At 68.0% G+C, this 23,687-nt stretch carries 18 protein-coding genes and 1 pseudogene; 6 read left to right on the forward strand and 13 right to left on the reverse strand.

Features of this window, described 5'->3' with window-relative positions; genetic code table 11:
• Positions 1-12: 12 nt before the first annotated feature.
• Both CSEG_RS06305 and CSEG_RS06310 read left to right on the forward strand, forming a co-directional pair.
• Positions 13-1,041, forward strand: a complete 1,029-nt coding sequence (locus tag CSEG_RS06305; protein WP_013078420.1) for a phospholipase C/P1 nuclease family protein — start codon at positions 13-15, stop codon at positions 1,039-1,041.
• A 4-nt stretch (positions 1,042-1,045) separates the two neighbouring features.
• Positions 1,046-1,492, forward strand: a complete 447-nt coding sequence (locus CSEG_RS06310) for an NUDIX domain-containing protein (RefSeq protein ID WP_013078421.1) — start codon at positions 1,046-1,048, stop codon at positions 1,490-1,492.
• Here CSEG_RS06310 and CSEG_RS06315 read toward each other — a convergent pair.
• The 4 genes from CSEG_RS06315 to CSEG_RS22970 all read right to left on the reverse strand — a co-directional run bounded on the left by CSEG_RS06315 (position 1,489) and on the right by CSEG_RS22970 (position 8,108).
• A complete protein-coding gene (locus CSEG_RS06315) occupies positions 1,489-1,836 on the reverse strand; it encodes a UrcA family protein (protein ID WP_013078422.1) in 348 nt (115 codons plus the stop codon). The genes CSEG_RS06310 and CSEG_RS06315 overlap by 4 nt on opposite strands.
• Before the next feature lie 144 nt (positions 1,837-1,980).
• The gene (pleC, locus tag CSEG_RS06320) at positions 1,981-4,512 is read right to left on the reverse strand and encodes a cell cycle histidine kinase PleC (RefSeq protein ID WP_013078423.1); all 2,532 of its coding nucleotides are present in this window, start codon (positions 4,510-4,512) and stop codon (positions 1,981-1,983) included.
• A gap of 149 nt (positions 4,513-4,661) precedes the next feature.
• The gene (pepN, locus tag CSEG_RS06325; RefSeq protein WP_013078424.1) at positions 4,662-7,256 is read right to left on the reverse strand and encodes an aminopeptidase N; all 2,595 of its coding nucleotides are present in this window, start codon (positions 7,254-7,256) and stop codon (positions 4,662-4,664) included.
• A gap of 48 nt (positions 7,257-7,304) precedes the next feature.
• Positions 7,305-8,108, reverse strand: coding sequence for a hypothetical protein (locus CSEG_RS22970; protein WP_193852713.1), 804 nt, complete (start codon positions 8,106-8,108; stop codon positions 7,305-7,307).
• A 347-nt stretch (positions 8,109-8,455) separates the two neighbouring features.
• Between CSEG_RS22970 and CSEG_RS22495 the strand changes: the two genes are divergently transcribed.
• The 3 genes from CSEG_RS22495 (at position 8,456) to CSEG_RS06340 (ending at position 11,046) form a co-directional block, all read left to right on the forward strand.
• Complete coding sequence (locus CSEG_RS22495) at positions 8,456-8,599, forward strand: hypothetical protein (RefSeq protein WP_157038974.1); 144 nt, start codon at positions 8,456-8,458, stop codon at positions 8,597-8,599.
• A gap of 94 nt (positions 8,600-8,693) precedes the next feature.
• Positions 8,694-9,809 (forward strand): acyl-CoA dehydrogenase family protein, encoded by a 1,116-nt coding sequence (locus CSEG_RS06335; protein ID WP_013078426.1) that lies wholly within the window; start codon positions 8,694-8,696, stop codon positions 9,807-9,809.
• A gap of 13 nt (positions 9,810-9,822) precedes the next feature.
• On the forward strand, positions 9,823-11,046 hold the full coding sequence (locus tag CSEG_RS06340) for an acyl-CoA dehydrogenase family protein (RefSeq protein ID WP_013078427.1): 1,224 nt from the start codon (positions 9,823-9,825) through the stop codon (positions 11,044-11,046).
• Positions 11,047-11,052: 6 nt separating this feature from the next.
• Here CSEG_RS06340 and CSEG_RS06345 read toward each other — a convergent pair whose 3' ends face one another.
• The 8 genes and pseudogenes from CSEG_RS06345 to CSEG_RS22240 all read right to left on the reverse strand — a co-directional run bounded on the left by CSEG_RS06345 (position 11,053) and on the right by CSEG_RS22240 (position 22,220).
• Positions 11,053-12,522 (reverse strand): vWA domain-containing protein, encoded by a 1,470-nt coding sequence (locus CSEG_RS06345; RefSeq protein ID WP_227878920.1) that lies wholly within the window; start codon positions 12,520-12,522, stop codon positions 11,053-11,055.
• A 370-nt stretch (positions 12,523-12,892) separates the two neighbouring features.
• Positions 12,893-14,436, reverse strand: a pseudogene (locus tag CSEG_RS06350) (amidase).
• A 51-nt stretch (positions 14,437-14,487) separates the two neighbouring features.
• Complete coding sequence (locus CSEG_RS06355) at positions 14,488-15,276, reverse strand: thioesterase family protein (protein ID WP_041538219.1); 789 nt, start codon at positions 15,274-15,276, stop codon at positions 14,488-14,490.
• Between the two features lie 50 nt (positions 15,277-15,326).
• Complete coding sequence (locus CSEG_RS06360; RefSeq protein WP_013078431.1) at positions 15,327-17,366, reverse strand: S9 family peptidase; 2,040 nt, start codon at positions 17,364-17,366, stop codon at positions 15,327-15,329.
• 83 nt (positions 17,367-17,449) lie between these two features.
• Positions 17,450-17,647 (reverse strand): hypothetical protein, encoded by a 198-nt coding sequence (locus CSEG_RS06365; protein ID WP_013078432.1) that lies wholly within the window; start codon positions 17,645-17,647, stop codon positions 17,450-17,452.
• Positions 17,648-17,779: 132 nt separating this feature from the next.
• Complete coding sequence (locus CSEG_RS06370; RefSeq protein ID WP_013078433.1) at positions 17,780-20,002, reverse strand: S9 family peptidase; 2,223 nt, start codon at positions 20,000-20,002, stop codon at positions 17,780-17,782.
• Positions 20,003-20,075: 73 nt separating this feature from the next.
• Positions 20,076-20,978: a polysaccharide deacetylase family protein gene (locus CSEG_RS22235; protein WP_013078434.1), complete on the reverse strand. Its 903-nt coding sequence runs from the start codon at positions 20,976-20,978 to the stop codon at positions 20,076-20,078.
• Between the two features lie 3 nt (positions 20,979-20,981).
• Positions 20,982-22,220, reverse strand: a complete 1,239-nt coding sequence (locus CSEG_RS22240) for an SGNH/GDSL hydrolase family protein (protein ID WP_013078435.1) — start codon at positions 22,218-22,220, stop codon at positions 20,982-20,984.
• A gap of 291 nt (positions 22,221-22,511) precedes the next feature.
• Between CSEG_RS22240 and CSEG_RS06385 the strand changes: the two genes are divergently transcribed.
• Complete coding sequence (locus CSEG_RS06385; protein ID WP_013078436.1) at positions 22,512-22,835, forward strand: EF-hand domain-containing protein; 324 nt, start codon at positions 22,512-22,514, stop codon at positions 22,833-22,835.
• A 5-nt stretch (positions 22,836-22,840) separates the two neighbouring features.
• Here CSEG_RS06385 and lepB read toward each other — a convergent pair whose 3' ends face one another.
• Positions 22,841-23,614 carry a signal peptidase I gene (lepB, locus tag CSEG_RS06390; RefSeq protein ID WP_013078437.1) on the reverse strand — a complete coding sequence of 258 codons (774 nt, stop codon included), beginning with the start codon at positions 23,612-23,614 and terminating at the stop codon, positions 22,841-22,843.
• Positions 23,615-23,687 lie beyond the last annotated feature (73 nt).

Below are 23,687 nucleotides of genomic sequence, written 5' to 3' on the forward strand. Positions count from 1 at the left end.
CGGAGTCCGTCCTTGCGTCTCTCGACCAGCCTCAAAGTTCTCGCCTTGGCCGCCGCGGTGTCCGCGCCCGCTCAGTCGGCGCTCGCCTGGGGGGCTTCGGGCCACCGGGTGGTCGGCGTCGTCGGCGCCGCGACGCTGCCGGCCGACGTACCCGCCTTCCTGCGAACGCCGCAGGCTGTGGCCACGATCGGCGAGTACGCGCGCGAGCCGGACCGCTGGAAGGGCTCGGGCAAGATTCACGATCACGACCGCGATTCAGCCCACTTCCTGGACGTCGACGATCAGGGCCTCATGTACGGCGGTCCGGCCTTCACGGTGGCGACCTTGCCGCCGACCCGCGCCGACTACGAAAAGGCCCTGCGGGCCGCCGGCGTCGACAGCTGGCAGGCGGGCTATCTGCCCTATGCGATCATCGACGGCTATCAGCAGCTGGTGAAGGACTTCACCTACTGGCGCATCCTGACCGCCGCGGTGAAGCTCGAGAAGGATCCGACCCGGCTGGCCTATTACAGGGCCGACCTGAAGCGACGCGAGGACCTGCTGCTGCGCGACCTTGGCGTCTGGGCCCACTATGTCGGCGACGGCAGCCAGCCGCTGCACCTATCGGTCCACTACAATGGTTGGGGCGACTATCCCAATCCCAACGGCTACACCCAGGCGCGCTCGACCCATTTCCAGTTCGAGGGGCCGCTGACCCAAGCCTTGGCCGACGAGGCGTCGATCAAGGCCCTGGTGCCGGCCTACAAGGCCTGCGACTGCTCGATCGAGACGCGCGTCGTGGGCTACCTGACCGACACCTGGAAGCAGGTTGAGCCGCTTTATCAACTGGAGAAGGCCGGCGGCATGATCGAGACCGATCCGCGCGCCAAGGCGTTCGTCCGGACGCGGGTCGCGGCTGGCGCGACCGCTCTGCGGAACCTCGTCGTGGACGCCTGGCGCGAAAGCGCCAACGGCAAGATCGGCTACCGTCCGGAGATCAGCGTGGCCGACGTGGAGTCGGGCAAGGCCGATCCGTGGTTCGACCTCTACGGCAAGGACTGAGGTCTTGCTGAGGTTCGGCTCGCCCCTGCCGGGGTTGTCCTACCTCGAGCGCCGCGCGGCGTTCGGGGTGGTCGAGAACGCGCTCGGTCAGATCGCGCTCGCCCAGGTGACCAAGCCCGGCAAGGCGCCGTACTTCGATCTGCCGGGCGGGGCGGTGGATGGCGAGGAGACGGAAGAACAGGCCGTGGCCCGGGAATTCGGCGAAGAGACGGGGCTGGTCGTCGAGGCGGGCCGTCTGATCGACACCGTCTCGCAGTACTTCCTGAAGTCAGACGGTCAGCCGGTCCGCAATCACGGCGGCGTCTATGTCGCCGAACTGCAGGGTGAAAACCCCGCCCTGAAGGTCGAGGACGACCATGCGCTGGTCTGGCTGGACCCGCGCGACGCTGTGGTCGCCCTACGCCACGACGCCCACGCCTGGGCGGTGGCCGCCTGGATGCGCCGAGGCTAGTAGAAGGCCAGGGTGATCTTGGCGCCGGCGCGGTTGGCCATCCGCAGATCGGCGATCTGCTTTTCCGACAACGCATCCTTCACTTCGCTCTTGAAGTCGGCCACGCAGGCGCGGGCGGCGATGGCCTTGTTGCCGTAGGAGTCGCAGACTTCGCGGGCGGCCAGATCGACGCGGCGGGCGAATTGGCGGGCGTCGGCGGGATCAGACAGCGTCAGGTCGCCAACGGGGATACGCGCGACGGGCGCGGGGCCTTCGGCGGCGTGGGCGGCGGTGAGGCCGATGATCGGGGTGGCGGCCAGGGCCAAGGCGGCGATGGCGGCGACGCGGCTGATAAGCTTGCTCATGACAGGTCCCTCTTTTCGATGTGGCCGCCCGCGGCGGTCTGTTGAGAAGAGGTGTAGTCCTGGGGTGTGCGAAACACCCGTTACGAGTGCTTCATGACGTCGAATTAAGTCTATGAAAGAAAAGTAATATTCAGGCAGGCCGGCTTACGCCGCCGCGAAGTCTCGCGCGATGCCGTGCTCGCTCTGGCGGATCGGGAGCGCGAAGCTGACCGTCGTGCCTTCGCCGGGCGTCGACGTCATCTCCAAGGCGCCGTCGTGCATGCTGATCAGCGACTTGGTCAGCGCCAAGCCAAGGCCGGTCCCCTGGGTGGTCTTGGAGAACTGACTTTCCACCTGCTCGAACGGGCGCGCCAGCCGGGCCAGATCTTCCTTGGCGATGCCGATGCCGGTGTCGGCCACCGACACCCGGACCATGTCGCCGAAAGCATCTCGCCGGACCTCGGCGGTCAGGGTGACGCTGCCCGCGCGCGGGGTGAACTTGATCGCGTTGGACAGCAGGTTCAGCAACACCTGCTTGATGGCCCGGTAGTCGGCCTCGATCTCAGGCAGGGGGGGGAAGTCGATGCGGAGGTTCAGGCCCGCGGCCTCGGCGCGGTTGCGAACCAGGCGGACGGCGTCCTCGGCGACGTCCTCCACGTGCATCGGCTCGAATTTCAGGTTCATCTTGCCGGCTTCGATCTTGGACATGTCCAAAATGTCGTTGATCAGCGCCAGCAGGTGTTGGCCGGATGAATGGATATCCTGGCTGTAGCCCTTGTAGCGTTCGTCGCCCAGCGGGCCGAACATCTCGTTCATCATGATCTCGGAGAAGCCGTTGATGGCGTTCAACGGCGTCCGCAGCTCGTGGGACATGTTGGCCAGGAACTCGCTCTTGGCCCGATTGGCGCCTTCGGCTCTCACCTTTTCGGTTTCATACTTGCGAGCAAGTTCCGCCAGCTGCTCCTGGCTACGCTCGAGGCCTGCGACGGCGTTCTGCAGCTGCTCTTGGTTGAGGCGGCGGGCTTCGTCCTGGTTCTTGATCGCCGTGATGTCGGCGGCGGTCATGACGAGGCCGCCCTCGGCGGTGCGGCGCTCGCTGATCTGGATCCAGCGACCGTCCATCAGCTCGGCTTCGCGAACCCCCTTGGCGGCGTCCGGCGCGGAATGGTCCTGCTTGATGGCGAGCGCGGCGCGGCGATTGATCTCGGCGCGCGCGGCGCCCGGCTTCAGGAGCTTGGGATCGAGCGAGAAGACGTTGCGATAGTTGCGGTTGCACATCAGCAACCGCCCGTGGCGGTCCCAGAGGACGAAGGCTTCGGAGACGCTTTCGATGGCGTCGCGCAGCCGGTTCTCGGCGGCCTGGGCGCGGGCCTGGGCGACCCGCTCCTCGGTGACGTCCAGCGCCACGCCGATGATGCGCGAATAGCCGTCCGCGTCCGCCCGGCCAAAGCCCTGGCCGCGCGCGTCGATCCAGAGCGAGCGTTGCCCCTGTCCGACCGCGGGAACGCGGAACGAGACGTCGAAGGCGCCATACAGGGCGGCGTTGGCCAGGGCTTTTCTGAGCCGCTCGCGGTGGTCCGGGGCGATGCGGTCCAAGAGGTCCTGCCCCGAGACGACACCGCCGCCGCCCCAGCCGAACATGGCCCCGGTGACGTCGGATAGGAACACCTCGTCGGCGTTCAGGTCCCATTCCCAGATGCCGCAGCGCGCCGCCTCGACCGCCAGGCGGAAGCGTTGTTCGCTGTCGATGAACTCGCGTTGCGCGGCCTCCGACTTGCGGCTCTGGACCACGAGCAGCAGGGCGAGGCCGATACCGGCGGCCAGCGGGATAAGCAGGCTGAGCGCGCTGCTTGTGGGGACGCCGCCGTCGCCGCTGCTCGGCGCCGCGAAGACAGCGGTCAGCGCCCCTTCGCCGACCGGCTTGACCGCGACGTCGAGGGGCTTGCCGTCGGACGCGCGGCCACGAAGGTCGTCGGCGGGACGTCGCAGGTCCGCCGGCTTCAGCGCGAACGCCTGCCGCACCGCCGTCGCGCCCTGGGCGCGACCGCCCTGGGCGACGATCAAGGTCCCGTCGGGGAGGGCGAGGGCGCTGCTTTCGCCGCGCGCGGGTTCTTCGATCAGGCGCGCGGCGTCGCCGCTGGCGATGAGGACGGCTTGAGTGGGACCCAGCGTCGTCGTCGTGGCCACGTACAGCCTGCCCGACGCGCCCACCGAGCCGGTCCAGATGGTCTTGCCGGAGGCCTCCGCCGCGCGGGCGGCCGCCTTCCAGTCCGCTCCGTCGTCGCGTCCGGCGACGGCCAGGATTCCAGGCGGGCCCACCACGGCCACGGCGACGGCCTCGCCGCCGGCCGCGCGCAAGGCGATCTGGGCGGCGTCCGCCGTGGCGTCGGGATCACGAGCCAGCAGATCGGCGGCGGCGGAAAGGCCCGCGCGTTGCGCGGCGAGGTTCGTCTCGACACGGCCGGCGATCAAGCCGGCCTTGGCCGCCAGGAAGGGGCCCACCGGCCGCGTGCGGCTCTGATCTTCGATCCTTTTGAGGCCGGTGGCGGTGTAGATCGCCAGCAGGAGCACCGCCGACAGGATCGCAATACGGGCGAAGGTCTGGGAAGGCGCGCGCGTACGGGGCGCCCGCGGGCTCGCGGGCGCGGTCGGTCCGGCCTTGGCCGTCCCTCCGTGTCTCGCCCCGCCTTTACCCAAACGCACGACTCCCGTGGAACACCCCGGCGAGTCACTTCGCCAGAAGGTGAATCTAGCTTAAGGGCCGTGGCGGCGTCACCGCCGAACCGTCATTTCCGCGCGGATGGGCGTATTAGTCGCAATGAATCCCGACTCTACGCTCGCGGGTTTCAGGTCAAAGACTTGGTGACGAGCTCCAGAACATTCTTGGAGAGGTCGGGATGAACGGCGATGCGCTCAAGCTCTTGCCGCATCAGCGCGCCTAGATCCGACTTGTAACGCCGCCAAGCGCCGAGGGGCTCGACCAGGCGCGCGGCGGTCATCGGGTTGAACTTGTCCACCGTCAGGATCTGGTCGGCCAGGAAGCGGTAGCCCGCGCCGCTGGGATCGTGGAACCGCGCGGGATTGAAGCTGGCGAAGGCGGACACCAAGGCGCGCAGACGGTTCGGGTTGGTCGGTTCGAAGGCGGGGTGGCGTGTCAGGGCGACCACGCGGTCCAGCACGTCCGGATTGGGATCCCGCGACTGGATCGAGAACCACTTGTCCAGCACCAGCGGCTCGGCGGCCCAGGTGTCGTAGAAGGCCGACAGGGCCTTTTCGCGCGCCTCGCCGCCGATGCAGACCAGCGGATAGAGCCCGCCGATCATGTCGGTCATGTTGCGCGAGGCCTCGTAGTGCCCAACCAGACGCGTCAGATTCTCGTCGTGCGGATCGGCCGACAGCATGTCGGCGCAGGCGTTACGTAGCGCGCGCCGCCCCGCCGCCTCCGCGCTGGGCGAGAATTCACCGCTGCTCTGCATCTCGCCGTGCAGTCGGCGCAGGAGGTCGCCGAGATGGATCGCGATGCGGATGCGCAGGGCGTCGCGCGCCTCGTGCAGGGCGAGCGGATCGGCGGGCTCCTCCGACAACAGGGTGAGGTCGGGTTCCGACGGCAGGCTGAGCAGCAGGGCCTTGAAGGCCGGCTCCGCCGCCTCGTCGACCAGCGCCTGGCCAAGCGCCTCGGCGTAGCGCTCTTCGCCCACCTCGTCGGGCGCCCCGGCGGCGCGCGCCAGGATCAGGTCGCGCGCCAGGGTCTGGCCGGCCTCCCAGCGATTGAACAGGTCCGGATCGGCGCTGAACAGCACGTAGCGGTCCGACGGACGCGCGTCCGTCGTCAGATTGACCGGAGCCGAAAAGCCGCGAAGGGCCGATAGAACGGGCGGCTGGGCGACGCCTTCCCAGCGCACGGTCATGGCGTCCTTGTCGAGCAGCACCACTTCGGTGTCGCGCAAGCTCTCGCCGCCTTGCGACAGCAGGCCGATGGCGACAGGGATCGGCAGGGGGCGTTTCGTCGGCTGGCCCGGCGTGGGCGCCGTCGACTGGCGCAGGTTCAGCGTCAGGACGCTCGCTTGGGCGTCATAGTCGCTCGTGAGGGTCACGGCCGGCGTACCGGCCTGCTCGTACCAGGCGAAGAAGTCGGAAAGGTCCTGGCCCGAGGTCTCGGTGAAGCAGGCGATGAACGCCTCGACCGTCGTCGCCTCGCCGTCGTGGCGCTCGAAGTACAGATCACAGCCCTTCCGGAACGCCTCGGCGCCCAGGATGGTCTTCAGCATGCGGATGATCTCCGAGCCCTTCTCGTAGATCGTCGCGGTGTAGAAGTTGTCGATCTTCAGATAGCTGGACGGCCGCACGGGGTGGGCCAGCGGGCCGGCGTCTTCCGCGAACTGCCGAGCGCGCAGGGCCCGCACATCCTTGATCCTCTGGACGACCGCGCCGCGCATGTCGGCGCTGAAGCTCTGGTCGCGGAAGACGGTGAAGCCTTCCTTCAGGCACAGCTGGAACCAGTCGCGGCAGGTGATGCGGTTGCCGGTCCAGTTGTGGAAGTATTCGTGGGCCACGACCGCCTCGATCCGTTCGAAGTCGGCGTCCGTCGCGGTCTCGGGATCAGCCAGCAAGAGGGAGCTGTTGAAGATGTTCAGCCCCTTGTTCTCCATGGCCCCGAAGTTGAAGTCGCGCACGGCGACAATCATGAAGAGGTCGAGGTCGTACTCGCGGCCGAACGCCTCCTCGTCCCACTTCATCGCGCGCTTGAGGCTGTCCAGCGCGTAGGTCGCGCGCGACGCCTGGCCGGGGTCGACGAAGATCTTCAGCGCCACCTCGCGGCCGCTCATCGTCACGAAGCTGTCGGTCACGACGTCGAGGTCGCCCGCGACCAGGGCGAACAGGTAGGAGGGCTTGGGGAAGGGATCGACCCACTCGGCGAAGTGACGCGCGCCGTCCAACGAGCCCTGGTCCACCAGGTTGCCGTTGCTGAGCAGATGGGGCAGGCCGCCGTCGGCCTCGATGCGCACGCTATAGCGGCTCAGCACGTCCGGGCGATCGGGGAAGTAGGTGATGGTGCGGAAGCCCTCGGCCTCGCACTGGGTGCAAAAGCGTCCGCCGGACATGTAGAGGCCGGTCAGCGCCTTGTTGGCCAAAGGATCGATCTCGACCTCGGTGGTCAGCACGAACTGGTCCGGGGTTTCCGGGACGGTCAGGTGTTCGGCGTCGACGGCGTACTGGTTGGCGCTCAGCGCCTGACCGTCGATCGTCACCGACAGCAGCTTCAGCCGCTCGCCGTTCAACACCAGGGGCGCGTCGCCGTCGCCGGTGCGGCGTATCGCCAGCTCGGCCCGGACCCGGGTCGCCGAGGGGCTCAGGTCGAAGACCAGTCGCGTGGTCTCGATCGCGAAGGGGAAAGGGCGATAATCGGCTAGCCGGATCGGCTGCGGCGTGTCGGTGCGCATGAGCCATAGCTAAGGCCGCCCGGGCTTTCGCGCCAGCGCGAGGCGCGATTACTTGGGGTGTCGCCGCAGAAAATTCGTCGGCGGGACGCTTTCGGGCGGCTCTTTCGAAGCCGGCGCGGCGGGGCGGGGCGCGGCGGCGAAGACGCCGGAGGCCCGGGGGCGCAGGTTGAGCTCCCGCTCGAGCGCGGCCATCCGCTCGGAAAGAGAGGGCGATTTGAACCCCTCCCGAGCGGTCGAATATTCGGGCCGAGAGGACGGCCGGGCCGCGGGCGTAGGCGGTTGCTCCGCCGGAGGGGCGGGCGTTGCCTTCATGCGAACGGCTTCATCGCCGTGCATGTCGCGGAACTCCAGCTCAAGGGTCGCGGCGCGACGGGCGAGGCCGCGCAGCACCTCCGGCGTCGCGGCGCCGTTGGCGACCAGCGTGATCAGGTCCTGGATCAAGGCGCGCATCTTGGGCGCCGCGGCGATCATCCGCGCTTGCGCCTCGATCCGCTCGGGATCTCGATCGTACTCGGCTCGCGGTACGCGCCAACCGCCCCAGTCCTGGGGATCGGTGTACACGACGGGATAGGTGCCCGGGTTCGGCTGCCGAGGCGCTTCGTCCGGACCGCGCCAACGGTTGGGGCCGCGCGCCACGCGCCAAGTTTCTTGGCTTGGCGGGGCCGGGGCCTCGCGCGGATCAGCGGTCAGTTCAAACGCATGAAACATGCGGCCGAGCCCGACATCGTAGGTGACGCGAACCGGTTCAGGCAAACCGCCGACCCATGCGGGGACGACGCGTTCCACGGTCGCCCAAGCGCCGACGCTGTCCACCCACACTCGCTGGTTTTTCTTGAATTGAGCCTTGGCCATGGCTTTTAGAGAATCGCGTTCTGCGAGCATGGCTCATCGACGCGCATACTGTAAGGACAAATATTACAGTAAGTAGCTAGCGCAACTCAACCTGTTGGTGTGCCGATACAACCGTATAACGACTGCTCTAACCTTGCCCGGATGAGTTCAGCGTGTCTCTCTTGTCCAAAATGTCATGAAACCGCGCAGATCCCACCCGCATACCGTCGGCTCTAAAGTCCGGCAAAAGGCGATTGCGACGCGGCCCGGCGCGCCGGCGTCGTCGCTTCCTCCCGGCCCGGCTGACAATAGACAATATTGGGCGAAGTAACGGCGAAGTCGCCCTGTCGAGCTGATGGAGGCGGGGCGTGACGCAAGGTTTGGACGTCGGCGCCGGCGGGTGCTGCATCCGAGACCGCTGCGTTGGCTGCGGGCGTTCGACTGGCCTGGCGCAAGGGGGCATGTTCAAGACCCGTCCGGACGCAACGCCCGAGGCCTTGGCCGGCGGCTGAAATTCTTGACGCCGGGGCAGGCTTTCCCTTCGCGTGAACGTCGTTCAGTGTGCTCCCGAGACCGGCCGAAAGAGCCCGGTCCAGGGAGGATCCAGTGGATTTCGACTATTCGGACGACCAGAAGTTCCTGAAGGACGAGGCGCGCAAATTCCTCGCCGCCCATTGCGATGTCAGCGTCGTGCGCGGCGTGCTCGACAAGCCCGAGCGGGCCTTCGACGAGAAGCTCTGGAAGGGCGTGGCCGAACAGGGCTGGCTGGGCGCCTGCATACCCGAAGAGTTCGGCGGCCTGGGCCTGGGGCGCGTCGAGCTCTGCGCCATCGCCGAGGAGCTGGGCCGCGCCGTGGCGCCGATCCCGTTCGCCTCGACGGTCTACGTCCTGGCCGAAGGGATCATGGCGTTCGGCTCCGACGCTCAGAAGGCCTCGATCCTGCCGCGCGTCGCCGCCGGCGAGCTGATCGGCTGCCTGGCGACGTCGGAAGGTCCGGGCGTGGTGGGGCCCGCCAGCCTGCAGTGCCGCGTCGAGGGCGGGAAGCTCTCCGGAACCAAGATCCCGGTCACCGACGGCGACGTCGCGGGCGTCGCCCTGGTTCTGGCCAGCGAGGGCGGCCGCCCCGGCCTGTTCCTGGTCGACCTGACCGGCGCGGGCGTGACGCGCGAGACGCTGAAGAGCCTCGATCCCACCCGCAGCGTCGCCAAGCTCACCTTCGCCGGCGCGGCCGCCGAGCGGGTGGGCGACGCGGGCGCGGGCTTCGAGATCGTCCAGGCGATTCTGGATCGCGCCGCCGTCCTCTTGGCCTTCGAGCAGCTGGGCGGCGCCGACCGCTGCCTGGAGATGGCGCGCGAGTACGCCCTGGGCCGCTATGCCTTCGGTCGCGTGATCGCCGGCTACCAGGCGATCAAGCACAAGCTGGCCGACATGTACGTCAAGAACGAGGTCGCCCGCTCCAATGCCTATTACGGCGCCTGGGCGCTGAACGACGACGCGCCGGAGCTGCCGATCGCGGCGTCGGCGGCGCGCATCGCCGCATCCGAGGCCTTCTGGTTCGCCAGCAAGGAGAACATCCAGGTGCACGGCGGCATGGGCTTCACCTGGGATGTCGACTGCCACCTCTACTACCGCCGTTCGCGGCAGCTCAGCCTGGTCGCCGGCGCGCCCAAGGTCTGGAAGGAACGGCTGGTCAGCCAGCTCGAACAGAAGAACGCGGCCTAAGGGAGACTGGATCATGGACTTCAACGACTCCCCGGAAGAAGCGGCCTATCGCGAGAAGGCTCGCGCCTGGCTGGCCGAGAACGCCGCCGCCCACCGCGCCAAGTGGGGCGAGGTCAAGCCGAACACGCCCGAGCATATGGCCGCCGCCAAGGACTGGCAGGCGACCAAGGCCTCGGCGGGCTATGCCTGCATCACCTGGCCCGCGGCCATCGGCGGGGGCGGCGGCACGCCGATCCAGTCGGTGATCTTCGGCCAGGAAGAGACCAAGGCCGGCCTCGGCTACGGCTACTTCACGATCGGCCTGGGCATGTGCGTGCCGACGGTCATGGCCTTCGCCGACGGCGAGACCAAGAAGCGCTTCGTCGGCCCGGCCGTGCGCGGCGAGGAGATCTGGTGCCAGCTGTTCTCCGAACCGGCCGGCGGCTCGGATGTGGCCGCGCTGCGCACCCGCGCGGTCAAGGACGGCGACGAGTGGGTGATCAACGGCCAGAAGGTCTGGACCACCGGCGCCCACTATTGCGACTACGGCATCCTGCTGACGCGGACCGATCCCGATGTGCCCAAGCACAAGGGGCTGACCATGTTCTGGATCGACATGCGCGACGCGGCGGTCGAATGCCGGCCGATCCATCAGATGTCGGGCGGGCGCGAGTTCAACGAGGTCTATTTCACTGACCTGCGCGTCAAGGACAGCCAGCGGCTGGGCGAGGTCGGCGACGGCTGGAAGGTGGCCCTGGTCACGCTGATGAACGAGCGCCTGGCGGTTGGCGGCTCGGCCGGTCCGAACTATCGCGAGATCATGAAGCTGGCCCGCGAGCTGTCGGGCGTCGCCGGTCCGGCGCTGAAGGACCAGAGCTTCCGCGACAAGCTGGCCGACTGGTACGTGCAGTCCGAAGGGCTGAAGTTCACCCGCTTCCGCACCATGACCGCCCTGTCGCGCGGCCAGACCCCGGGACCGGAAAGCTCGATCGGCAAGATCATCTCGGCCAACCAGCTACAGGAGCTGGCCAACACCGCCGTCGAGATGGAGGACCAGTACGGCGTCCTCGTCGATCCCGATCAGGCCCCGGCCGAGGCGGCGTTCCAGCAGAGTCTGATGTGGGCCCCGGGCCTGCGCATCGCTGGCGGCACGGACGAGATCCTCAAGAACATCATCGCCGAACGGGTGCTTGGCCTGCCGGGCGACGTCCGCGTCGACAAGGACGTGGCGTTCAAGGACATGCCGACGGGGCGGTAGGCTTGGTCATCGCGCCTTCACGTCGCGGGCGGCTTTCGTCAGCTGGACGAATTCCGCCCGCAGGCCTTCTGGATCCTGGCCGCGCGCGTCCTGGGCCAAGGCGGTGATCGCCGGCCAATCGAAGCCCGCCTTGAGCCAGGGATCGCCGCGCAGTTTCTGACCGTAGGCGGCGACCGCGACCGCAAACCGGGTCGATTCCGGGGCGGCGGCCAGGGTCGCGTAGCGGTCGGCGGACCCTATGGCGCGCTCGATCAGCTTCGAGGTCGACCCGCCCGGCAGCTTGTAGCGCACCTTCAAGAAGGCCAGCTCCCCGACGGGGACCTTCGACGTGGGGGACGTCTTGTCGCCGTAGCGTAGCGGGTCGGAGGAGGGGCGCGCGCCAACGGGCGTGATCTCATAGAGCGCCGTGACCGACGCCCCCGCGCCCACCTCGCCGGCGTCGACCTGGTCGTTGTTGAAGTCCTCGCGGTTCAGAAGGCGCGTCTCGTAGCCGATCAGCCGATACTCGCTGACCTGACGCGGATTGAACTCGACCTGGATCTTTACGTCGTCGGCGATCGGGAAGAGGCTGCTTTCGAAGTCGTCGCGCAGCAGCTTGCGGGCCTCGTTCAGCGTGTCGACATAGGCCGCGACCCCGTTTCCGTTCTGGGCCAGGGCCTGCATCATCGTGTCGTTGTAATTGCCCCGACCAAAGCCGTAGACCGACAGATAGACGCCGCTCTTGCGCTGATCGGCGACGAAATCCTTCAGTCGGGACGGATCGGCGATGCCGACATTGAAGTCGCCGTCCGTGATCAGGATCACGCGGTTGACGGCCTTCTTGTCGAAGTTCTGCTTGGCCAGGCCGTAGGCCAACTCCAGCCCTCGGCCGCCCGCTGTCGAGCCGCCCGCCTGCAGAGCGCCCAGGGCGCAGCGCATCTTTAGCTTCGAGCGTCCGTCCGTCGGCGCCAGCACCGCGCCCGCCGAGCCGGCATAGGCGACCATGGCGACGCGGTCCTGCGGACGCAGCTGGTCGATCAGGACATTCAGCGCCTTCTGCGCCAGCGGCAGGCGGTCGGGTCCCATCATCGACCCGGAGGTGTCGACCAGGAACACCAGGTTCAGCGGCGGGGCCTCGCTGCGGGGGGCGGCGTAGCCCTGCAGCCCGATGTGCAGGATCTGGCGCTGGCTCGACCATGGCGAAGGCGCGATGGCGACCGTCGCGCGGAAAGGCGTTTGGGCGCTGGTCGGGCGGGGATAGCCGTAGTCGAAATAGTTCACCAGCTCCTCGACCCGTATGGCGTCGCGCGGTGGGACCGCGCCATCGTTGAGGAAGCGCCGGGTGTTCGCGTAGGCGGCCGTGTCGACGTCGATCGAGAAGGTCGAGACCGGCTCCTCGGCCACGCGTTTCACCGGGTTCGAGGCCGCGCCGGGATAGCGCTCGGTGTCCATAGCTGCGGGCGCGGGCGGCGCCGCGCTGAGGGCCGGGGGCGCCATCCTGCTCACGGGGGGGATCGGCAGGGGCGGCGGAGGCGGCGGCGGCGCGGGCGGCGGCGGCGCGCCCGGTGCGGCGTGGGCCGTGATCGGGCCTGAAGGGAGACGGGCGCCCGACGTCCGGATGTCACCGCGTTCAGGCGCCGCCCGGAAACCCAGCGCGGCGCAAGTCTCTGGCGTCACCGCGCCGTCGCTAGCCTGGGGTAGCGCCGAAACAGGCCTTGGGATGGCGGTGATGAGGGAGAGCAGGCTCAGGCCCGCGACGTGGAGACCTCGACGGACCATACCTGTCTCCCTGGCTGAGCTGGTTGTCGATTACATTCGTAATATGTCTAAAGCGAGGCGGCGACCGGTCTGGATGGCGAGGCGCCCGTTACGGCGCGATCGTCTTCAGGAACGTCGGCGGCTTGCGATGGTTCGTGGCCTGTTCGTAGGCGTAGCCGAGGTTCAGCAGCAGCTTCTCGCTCCAGGCCGGGCCGATGAAGGACAGGCCGACCGGCAGGCCGGTGACGTCGCCCATCGGCACGGTCAGGTGCGGATAGCCGGCGACAGCAGGCAGGGTGGTCGAGGAGCCGCCGTAGTTGTCGCCGTTCAGCGGGTCGATGGTCCAGGCCGGACCGGTGGTCGGGGCGACGATGGCCACCGCGCCGGTGTCCTTCAGGATCTTGTCGATACCTTCGGGGCCGGCCAGGCGCTTGGAGTCCGCCAGGGCCTTCAGGTAGTCGGGATCGGTCAGACCCTTGGTCTTTTCGGCCTTCTCGAAGCTCTCCTGGCCGAACCACTCGAACTCCTTGGGGGTCGCCTTGTTGAAGGCGATCAGGTCGGCCAGCGTGCGGCTGGGGACCTTCTTGGGGTCGGTCGAGGCCAGGTAGGCGGCCATGTCGGCCTTGAGCTCGGTGTAGAGCACCACGCCCTCGGCCTTGCCGATCGGGCCTTCGTCGAAATCCTTCACGTCGACCAGGATGGCGCCTTGGGCCTGCAGTTCTTTCAGCGCGCGCTCGAACACCGCGTCGGTCTTGGGCGAGTAGCCGGTGTAGAACCGCGCGACGGCGAGCTTCACGCCCTTGAGCGCGTCCCTTGAGAGACCCTGGGCGTAGTCGGTCTTGCGGGCGTCGGCGTCCTTGGTGGCCGGGTCGGCGGGGTCGGAGCCGGCGATGATGGTCAGCACCTTGGCCGCGTCCTCGACCGTGGTGGTCATCGGGCCGGCGGTGTCCTGGCTATGGCTGATCGGCACGATGTGGGTGCGCGAGACGAGGCCGACCGTGGGCTTGAGGCCGACCAAGCCGTTGATCGCCGCCGGGCAGGTGATCGAGCCGTCGGTCTCGGTGCCGATGGCTAGGGGCGCGAGGCCCGCCGCCACCGCCGCGCCCGAGCCGCTGGACGAGCCGCAGGCGCTGCGGTCCAGGACGTAGGGGTTCCGAACCGTGCCGCCGACCGCGCTCCAGCCGCTGATCGACTTGTTGGAGCGGATATTGGCCCATTCCGACAGGTTGGCCTTGCCCAGCATGACGAGGCCCGCCTCGCGCAGGCGCTTGGCGATCGGCGCGTCGCGGCCGGTGACATTGTCCTTCAGCGCCAGCGAGCCGGCGGTGGTGGGCAGGGGATCGGCGCTTTCGATGTTGTCCTTCAAGAGGATTGGGGCGCCATGCAGGGCCGAGCGGACCTTGCCGGCCTTGCGCTCGGCGTCGAGCGTCTTGGCGTCGGCGAGGGCGTTGGGATTGGTGGCGATCACCGCATGCAGCGTCGGGTTCTTGTCCTTGATCGTCGCAAGAGCGGCCTTGGTCGCCTCTTCAGCCGATTGGGCGTTTGCGCTCGAGGCGAGCAGGGCCAGGGCGGCCGCGCCGGCCAGGCAGGCGATCTTGGTCATGGACGTTTCCCCTCGCGCGGCCGCGACTCTGACGGCCGAGGCGGGAGCATGGGGGCAAAATTCCGCCTTCGCCAAGAGGCGCGAACGTCGTTTGTCGCGATCTAGACGAACACCGCAACGTTCTGCCGCGCCAGGATCAAAGGGCGGCCCTTCGCGTCCCACAGATGCATCTCCTGGGTCGAGTAGCCATGGCCGATCGTCTCGGCCCGGCTACGCAACAGGCGCCAGCCGTCGTCGTCCGCCGCCGGGAGGCCCACCACGTCCAGCGACCAGGTCATGGTCGAGATCGGCCCGAACTGGCGGAACAGGGTCATGGCCGGCGGCGGCGGGGCGTCGCCAAGGGCGATCAGGGCCGACAGCGAGGTCGCGGCCGGATCGCGGTGGCGGATCCACAGCAGATACTCCGGCGGCTCGCCCGTGCCGGGGCGTCCGCCGCCCGCGACGCGGAAGTCGAACTGCCGGATGAAGCTGGGCGCCATGCTGGTGTCGCCCTTGTGGAACGGCTCGCACTGATCGGGCGGCGCCACGACCGGGCAGGGGACGTCCTCGTGGGCCACATGCGACTCGCGGGCCGCGCCGAAGGTCAGGGTGGCGTGGGTGGCGACGCCTTGCTCGCCGACCAGGTCCACGGCGGCGAACAGGGTCGACTTCCCCTGACGCAGCGTCCTGACCGTGATCGACAGTTCACCCGCCGCCGGGCCAACGAAGGCGAATTGGCCCGACCGCAGCGGCGGGGCTTCCGGAAAGGCCCGCTGGGCCGCCTCGACGCACAGCGCCGCCGAGAGCCCGCCATAGGTGGTGCGGCCCTGTTTCCAGTCGTCGGTGACGTGGGCGGCGAAGCCGGCGTCGGTGGCGACGACGCCGGCAAGGAGTTCGGAGTAGCTTGTCATCTGGAGAGGTTCGTTTTCTTTCGCTACGGAAGTCAACGCCCCTCCACGCGCTATTTCGCCGCCAGCGCCTCCTGCAGGCCTGGCGTGAAAGCCGCCCCGGCCTTCACTTGAGCCGTCGAGGGCTTCAAGGCGTCCCCGATCGGTTCGGAGCGCCCGCCAAGGCACCCTTTCAGGAACTGCTCGGTCACCGCGTTGAAGGCGATGTTGTTTTCAGGCCGGGCGAAGCCGTGGCCTTCGTCCGGGAACAGGACATAGGTGACGGGAATGTTCTTGGCCTGCATGGCGGCCACGATCTGGTCGGACTCGGCCTGGTTCACGCGCGGGTCGTTGGCCCCTTGGCCGATCAGCAAGGGCTTGGTGATCGCTCCCGCGCGATAGACGGGCGAGCGATCCTTGAGCAGGGCCACGCCCGCCGGCGTCGTGGGATCGCCCATGCGTTTGTAGAACTGCTGCTTGCCGGCTTCCCAGTAGGGCGGGATCGTCTTGAGCAGGGTCTCAAGGTTCGAGGGGCCGACGATGTCGACGCCGCAGGCGAAGGCCTCGGGCGTGAAGGTCAGGCCCACCAGGGTGGCGTAGCCGCCGTAGGAGCCACCCATGATCGCGGTCTGCTTTCGGGTGGTCACGCCGCTGGCGACGGCCCAGTCGACCGCGTCGATCAGGTCGTCATGCATCTTGCCGGCCCACTGCAGATTGCCGGCGTTGATGAAGTCCTTCCCGAAGCCCGTGGACGCCCGGTAGTTCACCGACAGCACCGCATAGCCTCGGTTGGCGAGCCACTGGTGGTAGCTGTGGTATCCGTAGGCGTCGCGGCCCCACGGGCCGCCGTGAACGAACAGGACCATGGGCGTGGGCTTGTCCGCCTTGCCGTCGCCATTGGCGTCCGCCCCTGGCGGCAGGGTCAGGTACGAGACCAGGGTCAGGCCGTCGCGCGCCTTGATTTCGACGGGATGCATCGGCTGGAGCGGCAGGCCTTCCAGTTCGGGGCGCGAGACGAACAGCTTGGTCAGGGCCTTGGCCTTGCGGTCATAGAGATAGGTCGCCGAAGGCGCGCTGACCGGGTCCACCGCGACGGTCCACAGATCGTCGGCGTCGGTGCGCGACGTGACGCCGATCTCGCCCTTCAACTCGCGTTGCAGGAAATCGAGATCGGCCTTCACGGCCGGATCGACGGCGGTCCAGGTGTTACGAAGATAGTTCACGGCGTAGGCTTGGACCGCGCCCGTCTTGGGATCGGCCAGGATCTGGCCGATGTCGGCCTTGGCGTCCTGCGCCACGATCTTGGTCTGGTCGCCCTCCTGAGCGACGAGGGCCGCCGTGTTTCGGCCGCGCGAGTCCAGCCAGTACAGCGTCTTGCCGTCGGTGGTGAAGCCCAACGCCGCGGTGGTCAGGGAGTCGTCCAGGCCGTAGCTGACCACCGGCGTGGCTTCGACCTTGTCGCCGGCCATGCGATAATAGTCCGCCCCGCCATCCGGGCGCGCCTTTTGCGCCAGGCGCAGGGTCAGGGTCTCGTCGGCGACGAAGCCGGCATAGCCGTCGTTCTTGAACACCAGCTTCAGGTCGCCGCTCTTGAGGTCCAGGCTGTAGACGTCGTGCCAGCGGGGATCGCGGTTGTTCAGACCCACCAGGATGCGGTCTTTGACTTCCCGGCTTATGCCCAGGATCTGGGCGCGGGTCTTTTCGAAGGGGGTGAGGGCGCGCTGAACGCCGGTGGCGACATCGACGCCATACAGCAGGAAATTCTCGTCGCCGCCCTTGTCGTTGATGAACAGGATGGACGACGAGTCCGGCGACCAGAAGAAGCTGCGGATCGGCCGCGTCTTCTCGCTGGTCAGCGGCTTGGCCTGGCTGGGATCGGACCGGGGCGCCACCCAGATGTTCATCACGCCGTCTCTCGGCGCGCCCCAGACCAGCCATTTGCCGTCCGGGCTGATCAGGCCGCGACCGCGGCTGGGATTGCCGAACAGTTTCGCCCGTTCGATCAGCGGCGTCGATGCGACCGCCTGCGCGGCCGTCTGCGAGGCCGTCTGGGCATGGGCGACTGAGGGCAGGATCGCGAGCGCCGCGACGGCGGCGAAGAACATTGTGCGCATGAGGTGCTCCCCGGATGGAGCACAACTCTGGGCGCCCGCGCAACAACGCGCAAGTTACGAACGTTTAAGTCGTCAGCGCCTGATCAATGGATCGTCGGCGACGGCTCGATCCAGGCGCCCAGGCTGCGAGCTTCGGCCTCTTCCTCGACCGCCATCTCCTCGAGAAGCACGGCGGCGAGCAGCCATTCTTCCAGATCGTCCTCGGACGCGGTCCCGTTCTCCAGGGCCTCCTTGACGGTCTCGATCAGCCATTCAACGGCGTCAGCGTGGGTCTTGCGCATGGTCTTGCCTCACAACCTGAGGACAAGAGTAATGGTTAAGACAGCCGAACGCCCTGCGACATGGGGTCGTCCCGGCGCCGCACGTCGCCGCAGGTCCCGCGCGGCCGAAACCGCGCGGGGAGGCGGAAGGGCTTACTGGCCGCCCTTCAGCTTGCGATCGAAGAAGTCGAGATGGGTCTTCAGCACGCTGAGGCCCTTGGACTTGCCGCTGCCGGCGCTGTGCCGCTCACCCGGATACAGCGCCATCTCGAACGGGATCGCCTTCTTCTGCAGCGCCGCCATGACGCGGGTGCTGTTTTCCAGGATCACGTTGTCGTCGGCCATGCCGTGCAGCAGCAGCAGGCTGCCGGGCTTCAGCTTGTCGAGGCGGGTGTTGATGTCGGCATAGGCGTAGCCGGCCTTGTTCTCGTCCGGCTTGCCCATGTAGCGCTCGGTATAGGCGGTGTCGTAGAGGCTCCACTCGGTGGGCGGCGCGCCAGCGGCCCCGGCCTTGAACGGCGTGTTCTCAGCCGTCATCAGCATCAGGGTCATGAAGCCGCCGTACGACCAGCCCATCACGCCCAGCTTGTCGGGATCGACATAGGGCAGACCGGCCAGGAACTTGGCGCCCTGCAACTGGTCCTCGACCTCGACCGTGCCCATGCGGCGATCCAGGGCGCGCATGAACTTGGCCGAGCGATTGCCGCTGCCACGATTGTCCAGCTTGAAGATCACATAGCCGGCTTCGAGATAGGTGCGCTCGGACGGGCTATGCCAGCCCTTCATCACGCGCTGGGCGTGCGGGCCGCCATAGACCGAGACGATCGCCGGATACTTCTTGGCCGGGTCGAAGTCGGTCGGCTTGAGGATCTCGTAGTGAAGGGTCTCGCCATCGGGGGCCTTCAGCGTCCCGAACTCCGGAACCGGCAGGGTCGAGGCGTACGGCCAGTAGGGGTGTCCCTCGGCCAGCTTGTTCTCCTCGATCCAGCGCACGCGCTTGCCGTCGGCCGAATACAGCGCCGTCTGGGGCGGGGTCTTGGGGTCGTCGTAGGTTCCGGCGAAGGCGCCGCCGTTCGGGGCGACCTTGACCTTCCACCAGCCGCCGGCCGCGGTCAGAGCCTTGGGCTTGCCCGGTTTGGCGTAACTGACTTCGTACAGTCGACGCTCGATCGGCGTGTCCATCGCGGCGGTGAAAAGCGCCACCTTGCGGGCTTCGTCGACGCCTTCCAGCGCCGAGACCGGCCAGTCGCCCTTGGTGATCTGAGCGATCAGCTTGCCGTCGGCGGCGTAGCGATAGAGGTGACGGTCGCCGTCCTGCTCCGACGACCACAGGAACGAGCCGTCCTTCAGCGGGTGGAAGTCGTCGGCCACCTCGATGTAGTGCGGATCAGTCTGCGTCAGGATCACGCGGCCCTTTGCCGTCGCGGCGTCGAAGGCGATCAGGTCCAGGGTCTTCTGGTCGCGCGACAAGCGCTGGACATAGACGGTCTTGCCGTCGGCCGACCAGTCGACGCGAGCCAGGTAGATGTCCTTGTTCGCGCCGAGGTCCAGTTTCCGAACCTCGCCCGAGGTCAGGTCGCGGACGAACAGTTCGACGACGGCGTTCGGGCGGCCGGCGCGCGGATAGCGCTGGTTGACGATGGTCGCGCCGCTGGGGCCGATATCGGCGCGCGGCACGATGTCGACGCCGCTCTCGTCGACGCGGGTGTAGACGATGCGGGCCTCGTCCGGGCTCCACCAGTAGCCGGTGAAGCGGTCGAGCTCTTCCTGGGCGATGAACTCTGCGGTCCCGAACGACAGGGCGTCCTTGCCGTCGGTGGTCAGGGCCGTCTCGGCGCCGCCGGTCGCCGGCTTGATATAGAGGTTCTGGTCGCGGACGTAGGAGACGTAGCCGCCCTTGGGCGAGACCTTGGCGTCCACTTCGTCGCCCGGCGTCTCGGTCAGGCGCGTGACCTTCCCGTCGGCGACGCTGTCCAGATAGAGATCGCCGTCCAGCGGCACGAGGATGAAGCGACCCTGCTTGTCCCAGCTATACTCGACGATGCCGCGGGTGGCGGCGACGCGGGCGCGTTCGCGGCGGGCCTTTTCGGCTTCCGACAGTTCCTTGGTCCCCGAGGACAGGGCCGCCGAGTCGATCAGGCGATAGGGCTCGCCGCCCTTCACGTCGGCCGCCCACAGATCCTGCACGTTGGCCGCCTCGGGCTTGCCCTTCAGGTAGGTGACTCGCTTGCCGTCCGGCGACAGCGCCACGCCCTTGGCCGTCGGACCCGACAGGCCGGGATCGGCGAAGATGCGTTCGGGGGTGAGTTTTTCCGCCATGGCTGGGGAGGAGAGGGCGAGGACGGCCGCGAGCGCCGAGAGCGAGGGTCTGATCATGGCGCGCGACGCTATGCGGGCGCGTGGCGGTTGTCAGTAGTGAAGTTGTTTCAAGCGTGAAACGGAGGGCGCGCTAGCGGCAGAAGTTTTCCAGCGCCTTCAAGTCCACCGGGTTGGGCGGAGCGGGCAGGCCCTTGGCCTTCATCGCCGTTTCCAACGTCGTGGGTTGGGGCGGCAGGCTCGGATCCATGTCTGTCTGATAGAAAGGATGCTTCTGCGCCGTCTCAAGCGTGGTGAAGCCAAAGCCCTTGTCCTGGTAGAGCTTGAACAGGCGCGGCGTCATGCGGGCGTCGAAAGCGCCGGCGTGCATCAGCAGGACATAGGGGATGTCCTGGCCGTACAGCGCCTTGGCCATGGCGCGCGAGCGGTCGGCCACGGCGGCCGCGCCGTCCAGAAAGCGCTGCTCCAACGCGGCGACGGCCGCCGTATCGCCCTTGGCCATGCAGCGCGCGTAGGGCTCGTTGAAGGCCCAGTCGTCAAAGGTCATCGTCACGCTGGCGATCTTGTAGTGGTTGGCGGCCAGCCACTGGCGCACGGCCAGGCGCTTCTCGGGCGTGTCGCCTTCCGACAGGAAGGGATAGCGCAGCCAACGCCAGTCCTTGTCGCCCATCAGGTCCTTCAGCATCGGCTCGTTCTGGGCGATCTCGGCCGTGAACTGGTCGGGCGTCAGGGCGGCGAGGTTCGGGTGCGACCAGGTGTGGTTGCCCAATGGCTGACCGGCCTCGCGCCACATCTTCAGCACGGGCGTTGAGGCGCGCTCGCGCTCGGTCTGGACGCCGTTGATGAAGCCGAACGCGGGGGCCTTGGCGTCGGCCGAGGCCTTCAGCAGGTCGGCGGCGATCTCAACCCGCGTCACGCCGGGCGGCAGGGCGCTGTGGGCGGGCAGGTCGTCCCAGGTGACGGCGATCATCGGCTTGGGCGCCGCCTGGGCGGCGGTGGCGGCCAGGGCGACGGCGATCGAGAGCACGACGCGCATGGCTCAGTTCCCGAACAGGCTGAGCGGAATGGCCTCGGCCATCGCCTTGTAACCCGCCATGTTCGGATGCAGGCCGTCATTGTCGTAGGCGGCCAGCAGGTGGGTCGGGCGGGCCGGATCGCGCAGGGCCTTGTCCCAGTCGATGACGCCGTCGAAGTTTCCAGGCGCGCGGATGAACGCGTTGATCGCCTGGCGGTCCGCCTCGCTCTCGGGACCCGGGTGGTAGTAGGCCGAGCCGCTGTAGGGCAGGATCGTCGCGCCGATCACCTTGATCCCCCGAGCCCGGGCCCGATCGATCATCTGGTGGTAGGCGGCGATCACCTGTTCGACGACGGCCTTGTGAGCCTCCGGCGTCGCGGGGGCGTCGCGGGTCAGCGTGCCCAGGTCGTTGACGCCTTCCAGAAGGACCAGATGCGTGACGCCCGGCTGGCTGAGCACGTCGCGCTCGAAGCGGGCCAGGGCGTTGGGGCCCAGGCCGTCCAGCAGCACGCGGTTACCGCCGATGCCCAGGTTCAGGACCGCGAGGTTCTTGCCTTTCAGCCGCTCGATGAGCGCGTCGGTCCAGCGCAGGTTGGTGTTGGGCTGGACGCCATAGCCGTCGGTGATGCTGTCGCCGAAAGCGACGATCGCGCCGGCCTTCTTCGCCGCCGGGATCACCTCGACGCCCGCGATCTGGAACCAGCGGTCGGCCGTCTTGGCGCCGGGAAGGTCGGCGTCCGCCACATGGTCGCCCGCCAGCACGTAGGAGGTGGCGCGCGAGCCCGGGTGGCCGGTCTGGACGTCGGGCGCCTCGACATAGCGCAGGCTGATCGCCAGGCTGGTCAGGGGGGCGACCCGCAAGTCGACGGGGTCTGACCAATAGTCGGCGCCGGCCGGGATGGTGACTTCGGCGCGGCCCGAGAAAGTAAGCGCGCGATCGGTCTCCGGCTTGATCTTCGCGCTGTCGAGCGCGGCCGAAATCGCCACGTGCGCGCCCTTGATCGTCAGGGGGCGTGTCCCGAAGGCGTTGGACAGGCGAACCCGCAGCTTGTCTCCGCCCAGGCTTAGCCGGACGACCTGGCGCAGGGTGGCGTCGCGATAATCCTCCGGGGCCAGGCTGTTCTTGGCGTCGGGCGCGAGCTGGGCGCTCGCCCAGGCGCCGACCCATCGTTGCTGGGAGTCCGCGGCCTGCGCAACCAGCGGCAGGGCCATGGCGAAGGACAAGGCCAAGCCGGCCAGCGATCGACGCGTACGCAACATCATCAGCGTTTCTCTCCCACTCCACCTGTGTGGCGGTAGCGGTAACACTGGTATGACCTCTTCAAACCGCCGTAAAGCGGCGGACGAATTTTCTCCTGGGCGCGACGCACCGCCGCATAAGAATCGCTTGCAATCGCACCCGTGTTAGCGCTAACAACAACCCGTGAGGCGCCGAGCGCCTCTGCCCTTCCTGGGCGTTTCCTCCCTATGAACTTTCAGCCCGGTCGTTTGGCCGGGCTTTTCTTTTGCGCCGAGCGGTTCGAAGATGGCGGTCCGAAACGTCGGAGACGCCTCATGCCCGTCGGCAGGTCGCCCAAGAAGACAGAAACCCTCGAGATCCGCCTGCCGCCGGAAACCAAGGCCGCGTTCATGGCGCGCTGCCAGGGCGCCCAACGCACGGCCAGCGAGGCGCTGCGCGATTTCATCGAGCAGGATCTCCGGACGCCGCGTCGCCGAAGCCTGGCCTGGCGCATCCTCGCCGCGGCGCTCGCCGGTCTCGCCGTCGGGGCGGTGGCGGCTCCGTCCCTCGCGCGTCCCTCGGGCTCGGACGCGGCGTTCCAGCGGCTGGACGCCAATCACGACGGCGTCCTCAGCCTGGACGAGTTCAAGGCGCGCTGAAGCCGCTATCGGATCGGCTGGATGAAGCGATCCCACTGAAGGTTCAGCCAGGTCCAGGGCTTGTACGCCGCCGCCGCCGGTTTCCATGAGGTCAGCACCAGCTCGGCCTTTCCGACGATGTTCTCGGCCGGCAGCAGGCCGACGCCCAGTTCGCGGGGCCAGCGGCTGTCGAGCGAGTTGTCGCGATTGTCGCCCATCATGAAGTAGCGCCCCTCGGGCACGACATAGATGTCGGTGTCGTCGCCTGCCTGCCCGGTCCCGCCGTCATAGGTGACGTACGACCGCCCGTCGGGCTGGCGCTCGCGGACCTCCAGCACTTGGCGATACGGATCGTCGTGGTCCTGGACGATGGTCATGGGCGTCTGGGACAGAGGCGTGTCGTTGACCAACACCTGGCCGCCGCGCACCTGGATCCGATCGCCGGGCAGGCCGATCACGCGCTTGATCCAGGTCTGGCTGGGATCGCGGGGCAGACGAAACACCACCACGTCCCCGCGCTTGGGCGCCCTGCCCAGGACGCGTCCGGCCGGCAGGGGCGGATTGAACGGCAGGGAGGCTCGGCTCCAGCCATAGGCGAACTTTGAAACGATGATGTAGTCGCCGACCACCAGCCCCGGCTCCATCGACGAGGACGGGATCGTGAAGGGCTGGAACAGCACGACGCGGAACGCCAGGGCGATCGCCAGGCCGGCGACGACGGTGCGTATGAGCTCCGCGACCTCGGACTTGGCGGAGCGCGAGGCGGAGGACGGGGAGGGGGAAGCGAGCGTATCGGTCATGCGGCGATGAAGGCCTCGCTGTGTCTTCCTCGCCAGCGCGATCGTGTCCGGACGCGCCGCAAATCGTGTCCGG

Source organism: Caulobacter segnis ATCC 21756, assembly GCF_000092285.1.
Lineage (GTDB): Bacteria > Pseudomonadota > Alphaproteobacteria > Caulobacterales > Caulobacteraceae > Caulobacter > Caulobacter segnis.

Excerpts from the sequence above, each read along its gene's own strand:
- lepB (WP_013078437.1), bottom strand. The coding sequence starts at position 23,614 with ATGACCGATACGCTCGCTTCCCCCTCCCCGTCCTCCGCCTCGCGCTCC.
- CSEG_RS22240 (WP_013078435.1), bottom strand. The coding sequence starts at position 22,220 with ATGATGTTGCGTACGCGTCGATCGCTGGCCGGCTTGGCCTTGTCCTTC.
- CSEG_RS06365 (WP_013078432.1), bottom strand. The coding sequence starts at position 17,647 with ATGCGCAAGACCCACGCTGACGCCGTTGAATGGCTGATCGAGACCGTC.
- CSEG_RS22970 (WP_193852713.1), bottom strand. The coding sequence starts at position 8,108 with ATGGCCAAGGCTCAATTCAAGAAAAACCAGCGAGTGTGGGTGGACAGC.
- CSEG_RS06315 (WP_013078422.1), bottom strand. The coding sequence starts at position 1,836 with ATGAGCAAGCTTATCAGCCGCGTCGCCGCCATCGCCGCCTTGGCCCTG.
- CSEG_RS06345 (WP_227878920.1), bottom strand. The coding sequence starts at position 12,522 with ATGGCGCCCCCGGCCCTCAGCGCGGCGCCGCCCGCGCCCGCAGCTATG.
- CSEG_RS06370 (WP_013078433.1), bottom strand. The coding sequence starts at position 20,002 with ATGATCAGACCCTCGCTCTCGGCGCTCGCGGCCGTCCTCGCCCTCTCC.
- CSEG_RS22235 (WP_013078434.1), bottom strand. The coding sequence starts at position 20,978 with ATGCGCGTCGTGCTCTCGATCGCCGTCGCCCTGGCCGCCACCGCCGCC.
- CSEG_RS06340 (WP_013078427.1), top strand. The coding sequence starts at position 9,823 with ATGGACTTCAACGACTCCCCGGAAGAAGCGGCCTATCGCGAGAAGGCT.
- pepN (WP_013078424.1), bottom strand. The coding sequence starts at position 7,256 with ATGCGCACCGACACGCCGCAGCCGATCCGGCTAGCCGATTATCGCCCT.
- CSEG_RS06355 (WP_041538219.1), bottom strand. The coding sequence starts at position 15,276 with ATGACAAGCTACTCCGAACTCCTTGCCGGCGTCGTCGCCACCGACGCC.
- CSEG_RS06385 (WP_013078436.1), top strand. The coding sequence starts at position 22,512 with ATGCCCGTCGGCAGGTCGCCCAAGAAGACAGAAACCCTCGAGATCCGC.
- CSEG_RS06360 (WP_013078431.1), bottom strand. The coding sequence starts at position 17,366 with ATGCGCACAATGTTCTTCGCCGCCGTCGCGGCGCTCGCGATCCTGCCC.